This window comes from Curtobacterium sp. PhB170, from assembly GCF_003752345.1.
Taxonomy (GTDB): domain Bacteria; phylum Actinomycetota; class Actinomycetes; order Actinomycetales; family Microbacteriaceae; genus Curtobacterium.
Window position 1 is genome coordinate 167,779 of record NZ_RJUM01000013.1, and the last position, 13,937, is coordinate 181,715.

Consider the following 13,937-nt stretch of genomic DNA (forward strand, 5'->3'; position numbering starts at 1 on the left):
GGCCTCCAAGCAGTGACGTCGACGGCCCGCAGCGACGGGGCGGACGCCGGTGCGGCTACTCGGCGCGACGGCGCCGGGCGACCTCCCACAGGGTGACGCTCGCGGCGATGCCGGCGTTGAGCGACTCGGTCGCACTCGAGATCGGGATCGACACGATCGCATCGCACGTCTCGGTGACCAGGCGCGACAGGCCCTTGCCCTCGGAACCGACGACGATCACGATCGGGCGGTCGGCGAGCGCGAGGCCGTCGAGCTCCACGTCGCCGTCGCCGTCCAGACCGAGGACGAACAGGCCCATCGACTTGAGGGACTTCAGCGTCTGGGTGAGGTTCGGGGCCATCGCGACGGGCGTGCGGGCCGCGGCACCGGCCGAGGTCTTCCACGCCGACGCGGTGACGCCGACCGAGCGACGCTGCGGCACGATGACGCCGTGTCCGCCGAACGCGGCGGTCGATCGGATGATCGCACCGAGGTTGCGCGGGTCGGTGATGCCGTCGAGCGCGACGAGCAGCGGGACCTGGTCGCGCGAGAAGGCCTGCTCGACGATGTCCTCGGACACGGCGTACTCGTACGCGGGCACCTTGAGCGCGACGCCCTGGTGCACGCTGTCGTGGCCGGTGATGCGGTCGAGCTCGGGGCGCATGAGCTCGATGATCGGCACGCTGCGGTGGTTCGCGAGCGTCAGGATCTCCTTGACGCGGTCGTCGACCTCGATGCGCGACGCGATGTAGAGCGTCGTCGACGGGGTCTTCGTGCGCAGCGCCTCGAGCACGGAGTTGCGTCCGGTCACGAGCTCGGAGTCATCGGTCTTCCGGGCCGGCGGGCGACCGGTGCGGCCCTGCGGGGTGCTCGAGGAACCGTGACGGCCCTTGGCTGCCTCGAAGCGGTCCTTCGCTGCCTTGCGCTTGCCGGCGGGGTGGTACGGCCGGTCCTCGGCCTTCGGGGTCGGCTTGCGGCCCTCGAGCGCCTGGGCACCCTGACCACCGGAACCGACCTGCTTGTTGCCCTTGCGACCGGTGCGGACGGCGCCGGGCCGACCCTTCTTGCTTCCCGAGACGTTCTTCATGCGTAGCTCCTGTTCGGCACTGCCGTGTTCAGGCGATGCTCCAGCGTGTTCCGGACGGCGTGTCCTCGATCGTGATGCCCGCGGCGGCGAGGTCGTCGCGCACGCGGTCGGCCGCAGCGAAGTCCCGTGCTGCCCTGGCGTCCGCGCGCTCCTGCACGAGGCGTTCGACGAGAGCGGCGAGCGGGCCTGCCGAGGTGTCCTGACCGCCCCCCGACCAGTGGGCGGCTCGCGGGTCGATGCCGAGGACCTCTACCATGGCGGCCACCTGATGGTACGCGACCCCGAGCGTTTCCGCATCGTCGGCATCCAGGGCGGCATTGCCGGTGCGCACGGTCTCGTGCAGGACGGCCAGCGCCTGGGGCACTGCGAGGTCGTCGTCCATCGCGGCGGCGAAGGCGTCCGGCACGGCGGGGGCGTCGGCGAGGTGCACGCCTTCGAGCCGCACCTCGGCCCGCTGCAGGAACCCGTCGATGCGGTCGTAGGCGGCCTCGGCCTCGGCCAACGAGCCGTCGTGGTGGTCGATCGAGGAGCGGTAGTGCGCGGCGCCGAGGAAGTACCGCACCACGGCGGGACGGGCAGCGGCGAGGAAGTCGGCGGCGAAGATCGAGTTGCCGAGCGACTTCGACATCTTCTGGCCCTCGACCGTGACGAGCCCGTTGTGCAACCAGTACGACGCGAACGGGTCGCCCGCTGCGGTGGACTGCGCGAGCTCGTTCTCGTGGTGCGGGAACCGCAGGTCGAGTCCGCCGCCGTGGATGTCGAACGCCGGACCGAGGTACCGCCGTGACATGGCGGAGCACTCGATGTGCCAGCCCGGACGACCGGGGCCCCAGGGGGAGTCCCACGACGCGGTCGACGGCTCGCCGGGCTTCGCACCCTTCCAGAGCGCGAAGTCGCGGGCGTCGCGCTTGCCACGGGGGTCGGCGTCGGCGGCCTCGACCATGTCCTCGCGACGCTGCCGGGTGAGCGCCCCGTAGGACTCCCAGCTGCCGGTGTCGAAGTAGACGTCGCCCGAGTCGTCGACGGCGACGTAGGCGTGACCGCGGTCGATGAGCTTCGTGATGATGTCGTGCATCTGCGGCACGCTCGCTGTTGCCCGCGGCTCGTAGGTCGGGGGCAGGATGCCGAGGGCGTTGTACGCGGCGGTGAACTCGAGCTCGACGCGGTAGGCGCGGGCGAACCACGCTTCGTCGGTGCCGGCGGCCAGGTCGAGCACCTTGTCGTCGATGTCGGTGACGTTCCGCACGAGGGTGACGCGCAGACCGCGGTACGTCAGCCAGCGGCGCCAGATGTCGTAGACCAGGGCCGAGCGCAGGTGTCCGATGTGCGGCGACGACTGCACCGTCGGACCGCAGACGTAGACGCTGACCTGTCCGTCGACCAGGGGGACGAGGTCGACGACGGCTGCGGCGCGGGAGTCGTAGAGGCGAACGGTCACGATCCCAAGCCTAGGACGTCAGGCCGGTCGGGTGACTGCCGTGGCGATCGCGGCGAGCCCCTCGCCCCGGCCGGTGAAGCCGAGGCCGTCGGTCGTGGTGCCGGACACCGCGACGGGGGCGCCGACGACGGCGGACAGGGCGTCCTGCATCTCGGCGCGACGGGCCCCGATGCGCGGCCGGTTCCCGATGACCTGGACGGTGACCGACACGGGTACGAGGCCGGCGTCGGCGAGCAGCCCGACGGCACCGCGGATGAAGACGTCCCCGGCGGCACCGGCGTAGGCGGGGTCCGCGGTGCCGAACGTCCCGCCGATGTCACCGAGGCCACCGGCGGCGAGCAGGGCGTCGCACACCGCGTGTGCCACGGCGTCACCGTCGCTGTGCCCGGAGAGGCCGGGTTCGCCGGGGAAGTCGAGCAGGCCGACGCGGCACGGCGACTCGACGTCGAACGCGTGCACGTCGACCCCGAGCCCGAGCCGGACCGCCGAGGCATCCGGGACTCCCGAGGCCGTCGCGCGTGACCGGACGATCGACTCTGCTCGTCCGAGGTCCCACGGCGTCGTGATCTTGAAGGCGTCGGCGTCGCCCGGGACGAAACGCACCGTTCCACCGGCCGCCTGGAACACGCCCGCGTCATCGGTCTCGGGCTGCGTCGACACCGCGTACGCCCGCCGGAGTGCGTCGAGCGGGAAGCCCTGCGGCGTCTGGACCCCGACGAGCGCGGACCGGTCGACGGTCTCGACGACCGCGTCGCCGGACACCCGCTTGACCGTGTCGGTGACGGGCAGCGCGGGGACGACGCCGTCACCGGTGCCGGTCGCGACCGAACCCTCGACCGCGTCGAACACCCGGTCGAACTGCGCAGCCGGCGTGAGGCACCGCGCCGCGTCGTGCACCAGCACCGCGGTGACGGAGTCCGGCAGCACGCGCAGGCCGGCCTGGACCGAGCCGTGGCGATCCGTGCCTCCGGCGACGACCGCCGTGTACACGACCGCAGCACCCGCGACCGAGGCGACCACCTGACGGCAGTCCTCGAGCAGGGCCGACGGCGCGACCACGACGACCAGCGTCGGAGCCGACAACGTGAACAGCGGCTCGAGCGCCCGCGCGAGCATGAGCTGCCCCGCGACGGGCACGAACGCCTTCGCGGTGCCGATGCCGAGCCGGGTTCCGGACCCGGCTGCAACGACGACGACCGCCCGGTCCACCCCTTCGGGGAACCGTGCGGTCGTCGTGGTGTGCAGTGCGCTCAGGACGCGAGGACTTCGTCGAGGACGGTCGATGCCTTGTCCTCGTCGGTCTTCTCGGCCAGGGCCAACTCGGAGATCAGGATCTGCCGCGCCTTGGCCAGCATCCGCTTCTCGCCCGCGGACAGGCCGCGGTCCTGATCGCGTCGCCAGAGGTCGCGCACGACCTCGGAGACCTTGATGACGTCCCCGGAAGCGAGCTTCTCGAGGTTCGCCTTGTACCGGCGCGACCAGTTGGTGGGCTCTTCGGTGAACGGCGCCCGGAGGACCTCGAACACCTTGTCGAGCCCTTCCTTGCCGATCACGTCGCGGACTCCGACCAGGTCGACGTTGTCCGCCGGTACCTCGATCGTCAGGTCACCCTGCGTGACCCGCAGTTTCAGGTAGACCTTTTCCTCGCCCTTGATGACGCGCGTCTTGACTTCAGAGATGGTTGCCGCCCCGTGGTGGGGGTAGACGACGGTCTCGCCGACCTCGAATTGCATGTATCAGGCTCCGTTCCCAGACTTCCAGTTTACCACAAGGGGTGTTCGGGTAAGGGGACCCTCAGCACTGGGCCTTCCCGGTGATCGCTAAGATGGAGCGGGACCGTCTGGTCCTCATCGACTTACGGAGGAATCTCTTGCGAGCTCGGGTACTCGTGTCCGTCGCCGTTGCGGCAACCATCGCGCTGGGCGCCACCGGGTGCGAGTTCATGTCGCCCGCGCACACCGTCGACATCAAGCAGATCACCGACGGCGTCAACGTCTCGACCGGCAAGGTCGACGTGCGGAACGCCATCCTCATCTCGGACGACGGCGAGGGTGCGCGGTTCATCGGCACGCTGGTGAACAACTCCGACACCGACGGCATCACCGTGTCGGTCGAGATCGGTGGCGACACCGAGACCGTGCTGGTGCCGGCGAACTCGCACGTCGACCTGGCGAACGACTCGCAGCACGACACCCTCGACTTCGACAGCGCGGACGCGAAGCCCGGTTCGCTCGTCAAGGTGTACTTCTCCTACCCCGACGCCGAGGGCGTCTCGGCCAACGTGCCGGTGCTGACCACCTCGCAAGAGGAGTACGCAACCCTCGCGCCGACCTCGACCCCCGAGCCGTCCGGCCAGATCACGCTGCCGGTCGAGACCCCGTCGGCCACGCCGACGGACGGCGAGTAGCCGCACCGCGCAAGCGCCACCGCGTCAGACGCGCCAGCGCCACCGCTTCAGACAGGAGGCCCGGTGCGAGTCCCTGGGACTCGCACCGGGCCTCCTGTCCGTGCGTCTCAGGCCTCGATGCGGTACCCGAGACCGCGGACCGTCACCAGGATCTCCGGGGTGGACGGCACGCGCTCGATCTTCGAGCGGATGCGCTTGATGTGCACGTCGAGGGTCTTGGTGTCGCCGAAGTAGTCGGAGCCCCACACCCGGTCGATGAGCTGCCCACGGGTGAGCACCCGGCCGGCGTTCCGGAGCAGCAACTCGAGCAGCTCGAACTCCTTGAGCGGCATCGCCGTCTCCGACCCGTCCACCGACACCGTGTGCCGCTCGACGTCCATCCGGATGCCGCCGACCTGCAGGATCCCGCTGTCCGTCGGGTCGTCCTCGGTGCGTCGGCGCAGGACCGCACGGATGCGGGCCAGCAGCTCGCGCGTCGAGTACGGCTTCGTCACGTAGTCGTCCGCGCCGAGCTCGAGCCCGACGACGATGTCGACCTCGGAGTCCTTCGCCGTCAGCATGATGATCGGCGCGTTCGACCGGGTGCGGATCTGGCGGCAGACCTCGGTGCCGGAGAGCCCCGGCAGCATGAGGTCGAGGAGCACCAGGTCCGGGTTCTCCGAGTCGAACTTCGACAGCGCGGTCACGCCGTCGGCCGCGACGGAGGTCTCGTACCCCTCCCGCTGCAGCAGGAACTCCAGGGGCTCGCTCAGGGCCGGCTCGTCGTCGACGATGAGGATCTTGGTCACGATGGCTGCTCTTCCAGTTGCTCTTCGAGTGCGGTGGTCAGTTCGGTGTCCGCCTCGGGCAGGCGGATGGTGAAGGTCGAGCCCTTGCCGGGCTGCGACCAGACACGGACGTCGCCGCCGTGGTTGCCGACGACGTGCTTGACGATGGCGAGCCCCAGGCCGGTGCCGCCGGTGGCCCGTGACCGTGCCGGGTCGACACGGTAGAACCGCTCGAACACGCGGTCCAGGTCGGCCTCGGGGATGCCGACGCCCTGGTCGGTGATCGCGATCTCGACGAAGCCCTTCGCGGACCGGACGCCCACGCCGACGCGGGTGCCGTCGGGCGAGTACTTCACCGCGTTGGCGATGAGGTTCGAGACGGCGACCTGCAGCAGGCCCGGGTCGCCCATCACCCGGAGCTTCGACTTCTTCGCCCGGATGATCTCGATCGAGCGGGCGCGCGCGACGACCTCGTTCGCGTCGACCGCGGCCTGCACGATCTTGTCGACACCCGTCTCCTCGCTGTTCTCCAACGCGTCGACCGACTGCAGCCGGGACAGCTCGATGATGTCCTTCGTCAGGGCGCCGAGCCGCTCGGACTCGGTGATGAGCTGCGCCGCGAACTTCTTGACGTGCTCCGGGTCGTCGGCCGCGATCACGAGGGTCTCGGACAGCAGGCCGATGGCGCCGATCGGGGTCTTCAGCTCGTGCGAGATGTTGGCGACGAAGTCACGGCGGACCTCGTCGATGCGCCGGCTCTCGGTCAGGTCGTCGGCCGTGATGAGCACGTACCGGTTGCCGAGCTGCGCGGCCCGGAAGCTGAGGTAGCCGATGAGCTCCCCGTGTCGTCCGCGTGGGAGCTCGAGGTCCTCCGCTCCCATCTCGCCGCTCTTGCGCACCCGGTCGACCAGGTCGAGGAGTTCCTGGTGCACGAGCCGGCGCCGCACGACGAGCCCGACGGTCAGTGCCTGGGGCGATGCGGCCACGACCGTGTTCGACGGGTCGATGACCACCGCCGGGTTGTGCATCGTCGCGATCACCGCTGCGACACCGTCCGGCAGGGTGCGTTCCGCCACGTCTGCTGCACGAGCCGTGCGCTCGGCGGTGATGATCAGCACCACGACGCCCGCGCCGAAGACCCCGCCGAGGAGCATCGACAGTGGCACGAGCCACGCGTTGTCCATGCCGCCAGTGTAGGGATGGTCATGCGGGGTTCCGGTACCGTTCACCCGTCCCGGAAGGCCGGATCGCGAAGCGTTCAGCCCCACGTCACCGTTCGTTCACCTGGGCTGACGACACTCGACCGGTACGCAGAGAGAGGTACTCCCCCATGCGCGAAGTCTTCCAGCAGGAACTCCAGGACGTCCAGGAGCGACTGACCGAGATCGCAGGACTCGTCGAGTCCGCCATCACCCGGGCCACCCAGGCCTTCAGCGACTCCGACGTCGCCCTCGCCGAGGAGGTGATCGCCGACGACCAGAAGATCGACGAGGCCGCCAACAGCCTCGACGAGATCGCCATCGACATCCTGGCCCGCCAGGCACCGGTCGCCCGCGACCTGCGCGTCGTCGTCACCGCCCTGCGCGTGAGCTCCTCGCTCGAGCGCATGGGCGACATGGCCGAGCACATCGCGCAGCTCGCCCGCCAGCGCTTCCCCGAGAAGGTCGTGCCGAAGGGCCTCCGCGGCACCTTCAAGGAGATGGGCAAGCACGACGTCGCGATGTCGCAGAAGCTCACGCGGCTGCTCGCGACCGAGGACATCGCCCTGGCCGCGGAGATCCGCGACGAGGACGACGCCGTCGACGAACTGCACGCGAGCGTGTTCGACTTCGTGCTCGGCGAGGCGTGGAAGGGCGGACCCATCGACACCGTCGACGCCACCCTGGCCTCCCGCTACCACGAGCGCTTCGCCGACCACGCGGTGTCGATCGCCAAGAAGGTCGAGTACCTGGCGACCGGCGACTGGACCGGCGCCTCGAGTTCGACCGCCGCGGTCTGACCGCCGTGGTCTGACCGCGGCTGCGCGGTCTGCGAGGATCGACGCATGGCTCAGGTCGCGATCATCGTCAACGGCATGCCCGGTTCCGGCAAGAGCACGATCGGAGCTGCGCTGGCCGAGGTGCTCGGTTGCCCGTTCCTGTCGAAGGACCGGATCAAGGAGCCCCTCGCCGACATCGTCGGGCCGATGATCGCGTCGCGTCCGCTCGGTGGCATCGCGATGGACACCGTGTGGGCGATGGCCGGCGCGGTCGAGAACGGGGTCGTCCTGGACGCCGTCTGGGTCACCCCGGAGAGCCGGGACTTCCTCACCGCCGGGCTCCTGACGGCCGGTTCGCCCCGTGCCGTCGAGGTCTGGTGCCACGTCGACCGCGCCACGGCCGACGAACGCCTGCGCGACCGCTACGAGCCGGACGCTCCGATCCGGCACGAGGTCCACGGCGACCTGGCATCGATCCTCGACACCTGGGACACCCTCGGCCCCACCGCGGGGCCGACCGGGCTGCTCCCCGTCGTCCGCGTCGACACGACGAAGCCCTACGACGTCGGTGCCCTCGTGCAGGAGATCGCGTCGCACTTCGTCTGACCAGTCGAGGCTCGAGGAGCCGACCGCCCCGTCGAAGCGACACGTCGTCGGTGCGGTGATCCGTTCCTCCCGGCAGAGCGACAGAACCCGGCGGAACGTTCGCGGCACACTGTCGCTTTCGCGAAGCCCCCGCCCCTGCGACACGAAGAACGCCCCGCCCGGAGACCGGGCGGGGCGTTCGTGTGTGCGGTGCTACTTCTTGGCGCCCTGGGCGGCCACGGCGGCAGCGCCGGCTGCAGCGGCCTCGGGGTCGAGGTAGTACGCCGGCTTCGTCGGACGGAAGTCGTCGTCGAGCTCGTACACCAGCGGGATGCCCGTCGGGATGTTCAGCCCGGCGATGTCGTCGTCGGAGATGTCGTCGAGGTGCTTGACGAGCGCGCGGAGCGAGTTGCCGTGCGCGGTGACCAGCACGGTCTTGCCCTCGCCCAGGTCCTTCGTGATGTCCGACTCCCAGTAGGGCAGCAGGCGGTCGATCACGAGCTTGAGCGACTCGGTGCGCGGCAGGTGGTCGCCGAGGTCGGCGTAGCGGCGGTCACCGGCCTGCGACCACTCGGCGCCGTCGGCGATGGGGGGCGGCGGGACGTCGAACGACCGGCGCCACTCCATGAACTGCTGCTCGCCGTACTCGGCCAGCGTCTGGGCCTTGTCCTTGCCCTGCAGGTCGCCGTAGTGGCGTTCGTTGAGGCGCCAGTCGCGCTTGACCGGCAGCCATGCCAGGTCGGCCTGGAGCAGCGCGATGTCGGCCGTCTGGATCGCGCGGGTGAGGAGCGAGGTGTACAGGACGTCGGGGACGATGCCCGACTCGGCGATGAGGTCGCCGGCGCGCTTCGCCTCCTTCTCGCCCAGCTCGCTGAGCCGGACGTCGACCCAACCGGTGAACAGGTTCTTCTGGTTCCAGTCACTGTTTCCGTGACGGAGCAGGACGAGCGTGGAGGTCATGCTGCCGAGTCTACCGAGCGTCGGCGGGCCCGTACCCTTGAGGTCATGCCCATCGGGAACGTGACGCGCGGGACGACCGGGTACAACCGGCTCCGCCGTGTCGACCGGTGGATCGCGTCGCTGCCGGCGCTCCGCAAGGCCGACGACCCGCTGGTCGCCGACGTCGGGTACGGGGCCTCGCCGACGACGACGCTCGAGCTGCGCGACCGTCTGGCCCTGGTGCGTCCGGACGTCGAGGTCACCGGCATCGAGATCGAACCGGCGCGCGTGGCGTTCGCGAACGCGGGCACCCGCGACGGTGTGACGTTCCGGCTCGGGGGCTTCGAGACCCCCACCCCCGGGCAGCGTCGACCGGCCGTGATCCGGGCGTTCAACGTGCTGCGGCAGTACGACGAGTCCGCGGTGGTGGCGTCGTGGCGGATCATGCAGGACCGGTTGCAGCCCGGCGGCGCGCTGGTCGAGGGGACGTGCAACGAGGTCGGGCGGGTGGCTTCCTGGGTGACGCTCGACGAGCACGCGCCGGTGTCGTTCACGGTGTCGCTGCGGCTCGCCGGACTCGACGTGCCGTCGATCGTCGCCGAACGGCTGCCGAAGGCGCTCATCCACCGGAACGTGCCGGGTGAGCGGGTGCACGCGTTCCTGCGCGACCTCGACCTGTCGTGGGCGGTCGCGGCGCCGCTCGGAACGTACGGCCCCCGGCAGCGGTGGATCGCCACGGTCCGGGGCATGCGCGACCGCGGGTGGCCGGTGCTGCACGGGCCGACCCGGTGGCGGCTCGGCGAGCTCAGCGTGCCGTGGGCCGCGGTCGAGCCCGCCACCTGAGGGGGGCGAGTCTCGCGCTCAGCGACTGATCTCGCGCTCCGGGGCCCGAGATGTGTCGCTCAGGCCGAGTCTCGCGCCAGCATCGACCCCGGACGGAGCCTAGGACCGCTTGACAGCTCCGAGCCGGGGCAGTCGCGGGACGTTCGCCGTGGCGCCGGCCTCCGGCGGGACGATGGTCTCCTGCGCCGCCGTCACCACGACGTCGTCGGCGGTGAGGGTCAGCGTCGCGGTGGGGTCCAGCGAGCGCTTGACCACGGCCAGTCCGATCGGGCCGAGCTCGTGGTGGACCGCCGAGGCCGACAGTCGCCCGACTTCCTTGTCGCCGAGCATCACGGGAGTCCCCGGGGCCGGCAGCACGGCGTCGGAGCCGTCGAGGTGCAGCTGCACGATCCGACGCGGCGGGTGCCCGAGGTTGTGCACCTTCGCGACGGTCTCCTGCCCGCGGTAGCAGCCCTTCGTCAGGTGCACGGCGGAGCGGAGCCAGTCGAGCTCGTGCGGGATGGTGCGCTCGTCGGCGTCGGACAGCGTCGGACGCCAGGCGGCGATCCGCAGCGCCTCGTACGCGAGCAGCCCCGCGACGGGTTCGTCCGACGCAGCGATCGCGGCCGAGGTGCCGGGCGTGACCACGGCGATGCGGAGGGTCCAGTCGGAGCCGGGGTGGGCCTCCTGGTCGGCGTAGCTCCACCCACCGAGCGTGACGGCCGCCCACGGGTCGACCCACTCGACGACGGGCGGGTCCGGCAGGACGGTCGACGCGAACGGGGCGGCCTCGCCGAACCAGCCGAGGGTCGCGAAGTCGGCCGAACGGTCGGCGACCTCGACCCGGAGCATGAAGCGCATCGAGTCGAGCCAGGCGGCGAGCGGTGCGGCGTCCTGCGGCTCGGTGAGGAGCCACGCGATCGCACCGTCGTCGACCACGCGGGCGGCGTGCTCGACGCGGCCGGACTGGTCGAGGACGAGGGTCTCGGTGCTGACGCCGGTCGGCAGGCCGGTCAGCTGCTGCGAGGTGATCGAGTTGAGCCAGGACAGGCGGTCCGGGCCGGAGACGGTGACGACACCGAGACCGAGCTCGACGACCGCGCGGCCACGGGCCAGCAGCCGCTGCTCACCCAGGGGGTTGCCGAAGTGAGCTGCGGGCGCGCCGGGCGCGTCAGATGCCGCGACGAACCCGTCGCGCACCGCGAACGCCGACATCAGTCGACCTTCGCGAGCTGCCCCGAGGCGTGCGAGGTGAGTTCGCGGCCGAGCGCGGCGATGTCCCACGCCCAGAACAACTTGCCCTCGACCAGGCCGTACAGGCGGGTCGCGGCGGAGTAGTCCTTCGCGTTCGGCGAGCGCATCACGGCGTCGGTGGCCAGGTCGATCCGACCCTTGAGGACACGGCCGACGTAGAGCTCGTTGACGCCCGTCGGGTGCACGATCGCGGCTTCGACGTCGAAGCCGTCGGTGGTGTTGCGCAGCGCCTCGACGCTCTCGACGGTGGTGAACGGGGTCGGCCCCTCGCCCAGGAGCATCGCGGGGCCGCGGTCACCGGGTTCGGTCGGACGGTCGATCCGCCAGTAGCCCATCTCGGCGGCGAGCGGGGTGTGGTCGTCGTCGAGCAGCCACGTGGTGGACGAGTAGTTGAGGTACGGCAGTCCGTCGTGGCTGAAGCTCACGCGCTGGCCGAACTCGTAGGTGCGGGGCGCCTCTTCGTCACCGACGGGGTACTCCACGACGCCGGTGCCCTCCCAGACGCCGACGAGCCACGACAACGGGACCAGTTCGGGCGCCAGGCCCTCGGGGAGCTCGATCAACGCTGACCCTTGAACAGCTTCACGACGACGACGACCGAGATGAACGCGATCGCGAGCGACGCCAGACCGAGGAGGCCCACGTAGAACAGCTCGAGCGCAAGCAGCGAATCCATGCCCCGGAGTCTACGCGGCTCGGCTCAACGCGCCAGGAGCACCACCGCGGTGACGAGCACCACGACGAAGGCACCGGACGAGGCGATGCTGATCCGCTCGACCAGTCCGTCCTTCGTCGCGGTGATGAGCTGGAGCACGAAGCTCACCATCACGCAGGCGACGAACACGAGCAGCAGCCAGGCGAAGGCGTCGCGCTCGGCGAGTGTCAGGACGAGCACCGCCCCGACGACGGCCAGGATCCAGACCGGCAGGACGGACGTCAGCTTGAGGCGCCGCTGGTCGGTGGGCTGCACTGGCTGGGTCACGCGTTCCATCATGACAGGGGTCACGCCCGGCGCGCAGGCACAGCGACTGCGCGCCCGGCGCGCGCTTGCGGGTTGCCGCGCAAACCGTCCGGCCGGATGAGGACTTCCCGAGCATCACTAGGATGTGTCCACGACGTCATCCACCTGCGGAGGTCCTGTGGCACAGCTCCTGGTACTCACCTCGACCGCGCCCGGCGACGTCCTGCCGAGCCTCGGTCTCCTGAGCCACAGGATCCGTCACGTGCCGGCCGAGGCCGCACAGCTGGTCAACGCGCCGCAGAGCGACCTGATGTTCGTGGACGCCCGCACCGACCTCGTCAGCGCGAAGGCCCTGTGCAAGATCCTCGCCTCGTCCGGCTCGACGACGCCCATCGTGCTCGTGGTGACCGAGGGCGGCCTGACCGCCGTCAACAGCGAGTGGAACGTCGACGACGTGGTGCTCGAGAGCGCGGGCCCCGCCGAGATCGACGCCCGCATCCGGCTGTCCGCGGGCCGTGCGGCCAAGGGGCAGTCCAGCTCGAAGATCCAGGCGTCGGGTGTCGTCATCGACGAAGCCAGCTACTCGGCGAAGGTCCGCGGCCGGCCGCTCGACCTGACGTTCAAGGAGTTCGAACTCCTGCGCTTCTTCGCCACGCACCCGTCCCGGGTCTTCACGCGCGAGCAGCTGCTCAGCGAGGTCTGGGGCTACGACTACTTCGGTGGCACCCGCACGGTCGACGTGCACGTCCGACGTCTCCGCGCCAAGCTCGGCGACCTCGAGTCGCTCATCGGCACGGTCCGCAACGTCGGGTACCGCTTCAACGTCTACGACGACGAGGCCGAGCGCCTGATGGGCCAGTAGTGCCGGACCTCGCACGGTTCGTCGTGCCCGGTGAAGCACCGCCGTTCTCGGACCAGACCCTGGTCGACGTCCGCGCGGGGCGCGCGACCGTCCTCGCCGTCGACGACGGGGTCGCCGTGGTCCGTGACGGCGAGCTGGAACTCGTGGTCGACCGGGAGGCCCGTGGTCGCGGCACCGGCACCTCCCTCGTCACGCAGGCGCTCGCCCTGGGCGGCGGGGCCGCTCCCGTGCTCGCCTGGGCACACGGGGACCACCCCGCAGCGCGGGCCCTGGCCGATCGGTTCGGCTGGCGCGCGGTTCGGACACTGCTGCAGCTCCGGGCGCCGATCGACGGCGCCGGGCCCTCTCCGGACGCGGCTCCTGCCGACGTGCCGGCCGGGTACAGCCTGTCCGCGTTCCGGCCCGGCACCGAGGACGAGGCCGACTGGCTCGCCCTGAACGCCGCGGCCTTCGCGCACCACCCCGAGCAGGGCCGCATGACGCTCGACGACCTGCACGCCCGCGAGTCGGACGCCTGGTTCTCCGGCGAGGACCTGCTGCTGCTCCGCGACGCCTCCGGGCAGCTGGCCGGCTCGTGCTGGCTCAAGGTCGAGGACGGCATCGGCGAGTTCTACGCCGTCGCCGTCCGGCCCGACCTGCAGGGGCAGCGGCTCGGCGGGGTGCTCATGCGCGCGGGGACGGCTCGGCTGACCGGGCGTGGGCTGACCGCCGCCGCACTGTACGTCGAGGGCGACAACGAACCCGCGCTGGCGCTGTACCGACGGTCCGGGTTCGAGCAGTACGCGATCGACGTGCAGTACGCCGCGCCGGAGCAGGCGGAGGCGCCGACCGGCCGGTAACATTGCGTGGTCGGCGAGG

The 13,937-nt window shown here is 70.8% G+C and carries 16 protein-coding genes; 6 read left to right on the forward strand and 10 right to left on the reverse strand.

Annotated features, from left to right (window positions below):
* Positions 1 to 55 precede the first annotated feature (55 nt).
* Genes rlmB through EDF40_RS16445 form a run of 4 tightly spaced genes read right to left on the reverse strand, consistent with a single transcriptional unit; the run spans position 56 to position 4,237 of the window.
* On the reverse strand, positions 56 to 1,066 hold the full coding sequence (rlmB, locus tag EDF40_RS16430; RefSeq protein WP_111085235.1) for a 23S rRNA (guanosine(2251)-2'-O)-methyltransferase RlmB: 1,011 nt from the start codon (positions 1,064 to 1,066) through the stop codon (positions 56 to 58).
* Between the two features lie 28 nt (positions 1,067 to 1,094).
* Positions 1,095 to 2,504, reverse strand: a complete 1,410-nt coding sequence (gene cysS, locus EDF40_RS16435) for a cysteine--tRNA ligase (RefSeq protein ID WP_123340899.1) — start codon at positions 2,502 to 2,504, stop codon at positions 1,095 to 1,097.
* A gap of 18 nt (positions 2,505 to 2,522) precedes the next feature.
* Entirely contained in the window at positions 2,523 to 3,713 is a 1,191-nt protein-coding gene (gene ispD / locus EDF40_RS16440) for a 2-C-methyl-D-erythritol 4-phosphate cytidylyltransferase (protein WP_123340900.1), read from the reverse strand.
* A 41-nt stretch (positions 3,714 to 3,754) separates the two neighbouring features.
* Positions 3,755 to 4,237 carry a CarD family transcriptional regulator gene (locus EDF40_RS16445; protein ID WP_017888066.1) on the reverse strand — a complete coding sequence of 161 codons (483 nt, stop codon included), beginning with the start codon at positions 4,235 to 4,237 and terminating at the stop codon, positions 3,755 to 3,757.
* A gap of 155 nt (positions 4,238 to 4,392) precedes the next feature.
* Between EDF40_RS16445 and EDF40_RS16450 the strand changes: the two genes are divergently transcribed.
* Positions 4,393 to 4,911 carry a DNA modification methylase gene (locus tag EDF40_RS16450; RefSeq protein ID WP_123293297.1) on the forward strand — a complete coding sequence of 173 codons (519 nt, stop codon included), beginning with the start codon at positions 4,393 to 4,395 and terminating at the stop codon, positions 4,909 to 4,911.
* Between the two features lie 107 nt (positions 4,912 to 5,018).
* Here EDF40_RS16450 and EDF40_RS16455 read toward each other — a convergent pair whose 3' ends face one another.
* Positions 5,019 to 5,699 (reverse strand): response regulator transcription factor, encoded by a 681-nt coding sequence (locus EDF40_RS16455; RefSeq protein ID WP_123340901.1) that lies wholly within the window; start codon positions 5,697 to 5,699, stop codon positions 5,019 to 5,021.
* Complete coding sequence (locus EDF40_RS16460) at positions 5,696 to 6,862, reverse strand: cell wall metabolism sensor histidine kinase WalK (protein ID WP_111085243.1); 1,167 nt, start codon at positions 6,860 to 6,862, stop codon at positions 5,696 to 5,698. The genes EDF40_RS16455 and EDF40_RS16460 overlap by 4 nt, the downstream gene beginning before the upstream one ends.
* A gap of 146 nt (positions 6,863 to 7,008) precedes the next feature.
* Between EDF40_RS16460 and phoU the strand changes: the two genes are divergently transcribed.
* Together phoU and EDF40_RS16470 are read left to right on the forward strand one after the other, a co-directional pair.
* Positions 7,009 to 7,677 (forward strand): phosphate signaling complex protein PhoU, encoded by a 669-nt coding sequence (phoU, locus tag EDF40_RS16465; RefSeq protein WP_123293296.1) that lies wholly within the window; start codon positions 7,009 to 7,011, stop codon positions 7,675 to 7,677.
* Between the two features lie 45 nt (positions 7,678 to 7,722).
* On the forward strand, positions 7,723 to 8,262 hold the full coding sequence (locus tag EDF40_RS16470) for an AAA family ATPase (RefSeq protein ID WP_123340902.1): 540 nt from the start codon (positions 7,723 to 7,725) through the stop codon (positions 8,260 to 8,262).
* 192 nt (positions 8,263 to 8,454) lie between these two features.
* Here EDF40_RS16470 and EDF40_RS16475 read toward each other — a convergent pair whose 3' ends face one another.
* Positions 8,455 to 9,201: a phosphoglyceromutase gene (locus EDF40_RS16475; protein WP_123340903.1), complete on the reverse strand. Its 747-nt coding sequence runs from the start codon at positions 9,199 to 9,201 to the stop codon at positions 8,455 to 8,457.
* 45 nt (positions 9,202 to 9,246) lie between these two features.
* Between EDF40_RS16475 and EDF40_RS16480 the strand changes: the two genes are divergently transcribed.
* On the forward strand, positions 9,247 to 10,023 hold the full coding sequence (locus EDF40_RS16480) for a class I SAM-dependent methyltransferase (RefSeq protein ID WP_123340904.1): 777 nt from the start codon (positions 9,247 to 9,249) through the stop codon (positions 10,021 to 10,023).
* Positions 10,024 to 10,122: 99 nt separating this feature from the next.
* Here EDF40_RS16480 and EDF40_RS16485 read toward each other — a convergent pair whose 3' ends face one another.
* The 3 genes from EDF40_RS16485 to EDF40_RS16495 form a co-directional block, all read right to left on the reverse strand.
* Positions 10,123 to 11,217, reverse strand: coding sequence for a folate-binding protein YgfZ (locus EDF40_RS16485; RefSeq protein WP_123340905.1), 1,095 nt, complete (start codon positions 11,215 to 11,217; stop codon positions 10,123 to 10,125).
* Entirely contained in the window at positions 11,217 to 11,819 is a 603-nt protein-coding gene (locus EDF40_RS16490) for an FABP family protein (RefSeq protein ID WP_123293291.1), read from the reverse strand. The genes EDF40_RS16485 and EDF40_RS16490 overlap by 1 nt, the downstream gene beginning before the upstream one ends.
* A 137-nt stretch (positions 11,820 to 11,956) precedes the next feature.
* A complete protein-coding gene (locus EDF40_RS16495) occupies positions 11,957 to 12,238 on the reverse strand; it encodes a hypothetical protein (RefSeq protein ID WP_123936868.1) in 282 nt (93 codons plus the stop codon).
* A gap of 157 nt (positions 12,239 to 12,395) precedes the next feature.
* On the opposite strand from EDF40_RS16495, the gene EDF40_RS16500 reads away from it, so the two are divergent.
* Both EDF40_RS16500 and mshD read left to right on the forward strand, forming a co-directional pair.
* The gene (locus tag EDF40_RS16500) at positions 12,396 to 13,079 is read left to right on the forward strand and encodes a winged helix-turn-helix domain-containing protein (protein WP_123293289.1); all 684 of its coding nucleotides are present in this window, start codon (positions 12,396 to 12,398) and stop codon (positions 13,077 to 13,079) included.
* The gene (gene mshD, locus EDF40_RS16505) at positions 13,079 to 13,918 is read left to right on the forward strand and encodes a mycothiol synthase (RefSeq protein ID WP_123340906.1); all 840 of its coding nucleotides are present in this window, start codon (positions 13,079 to 13,081) and stop codon (positions 13,916 to 13,918) included. Before EDF40_RS16500 ends, mshD begins: the two co-directional genes overlap by 1 nt.
* The last annotated feature ends 19 nt before the right edge of the window (positions 13,919 to 13,937 follow it).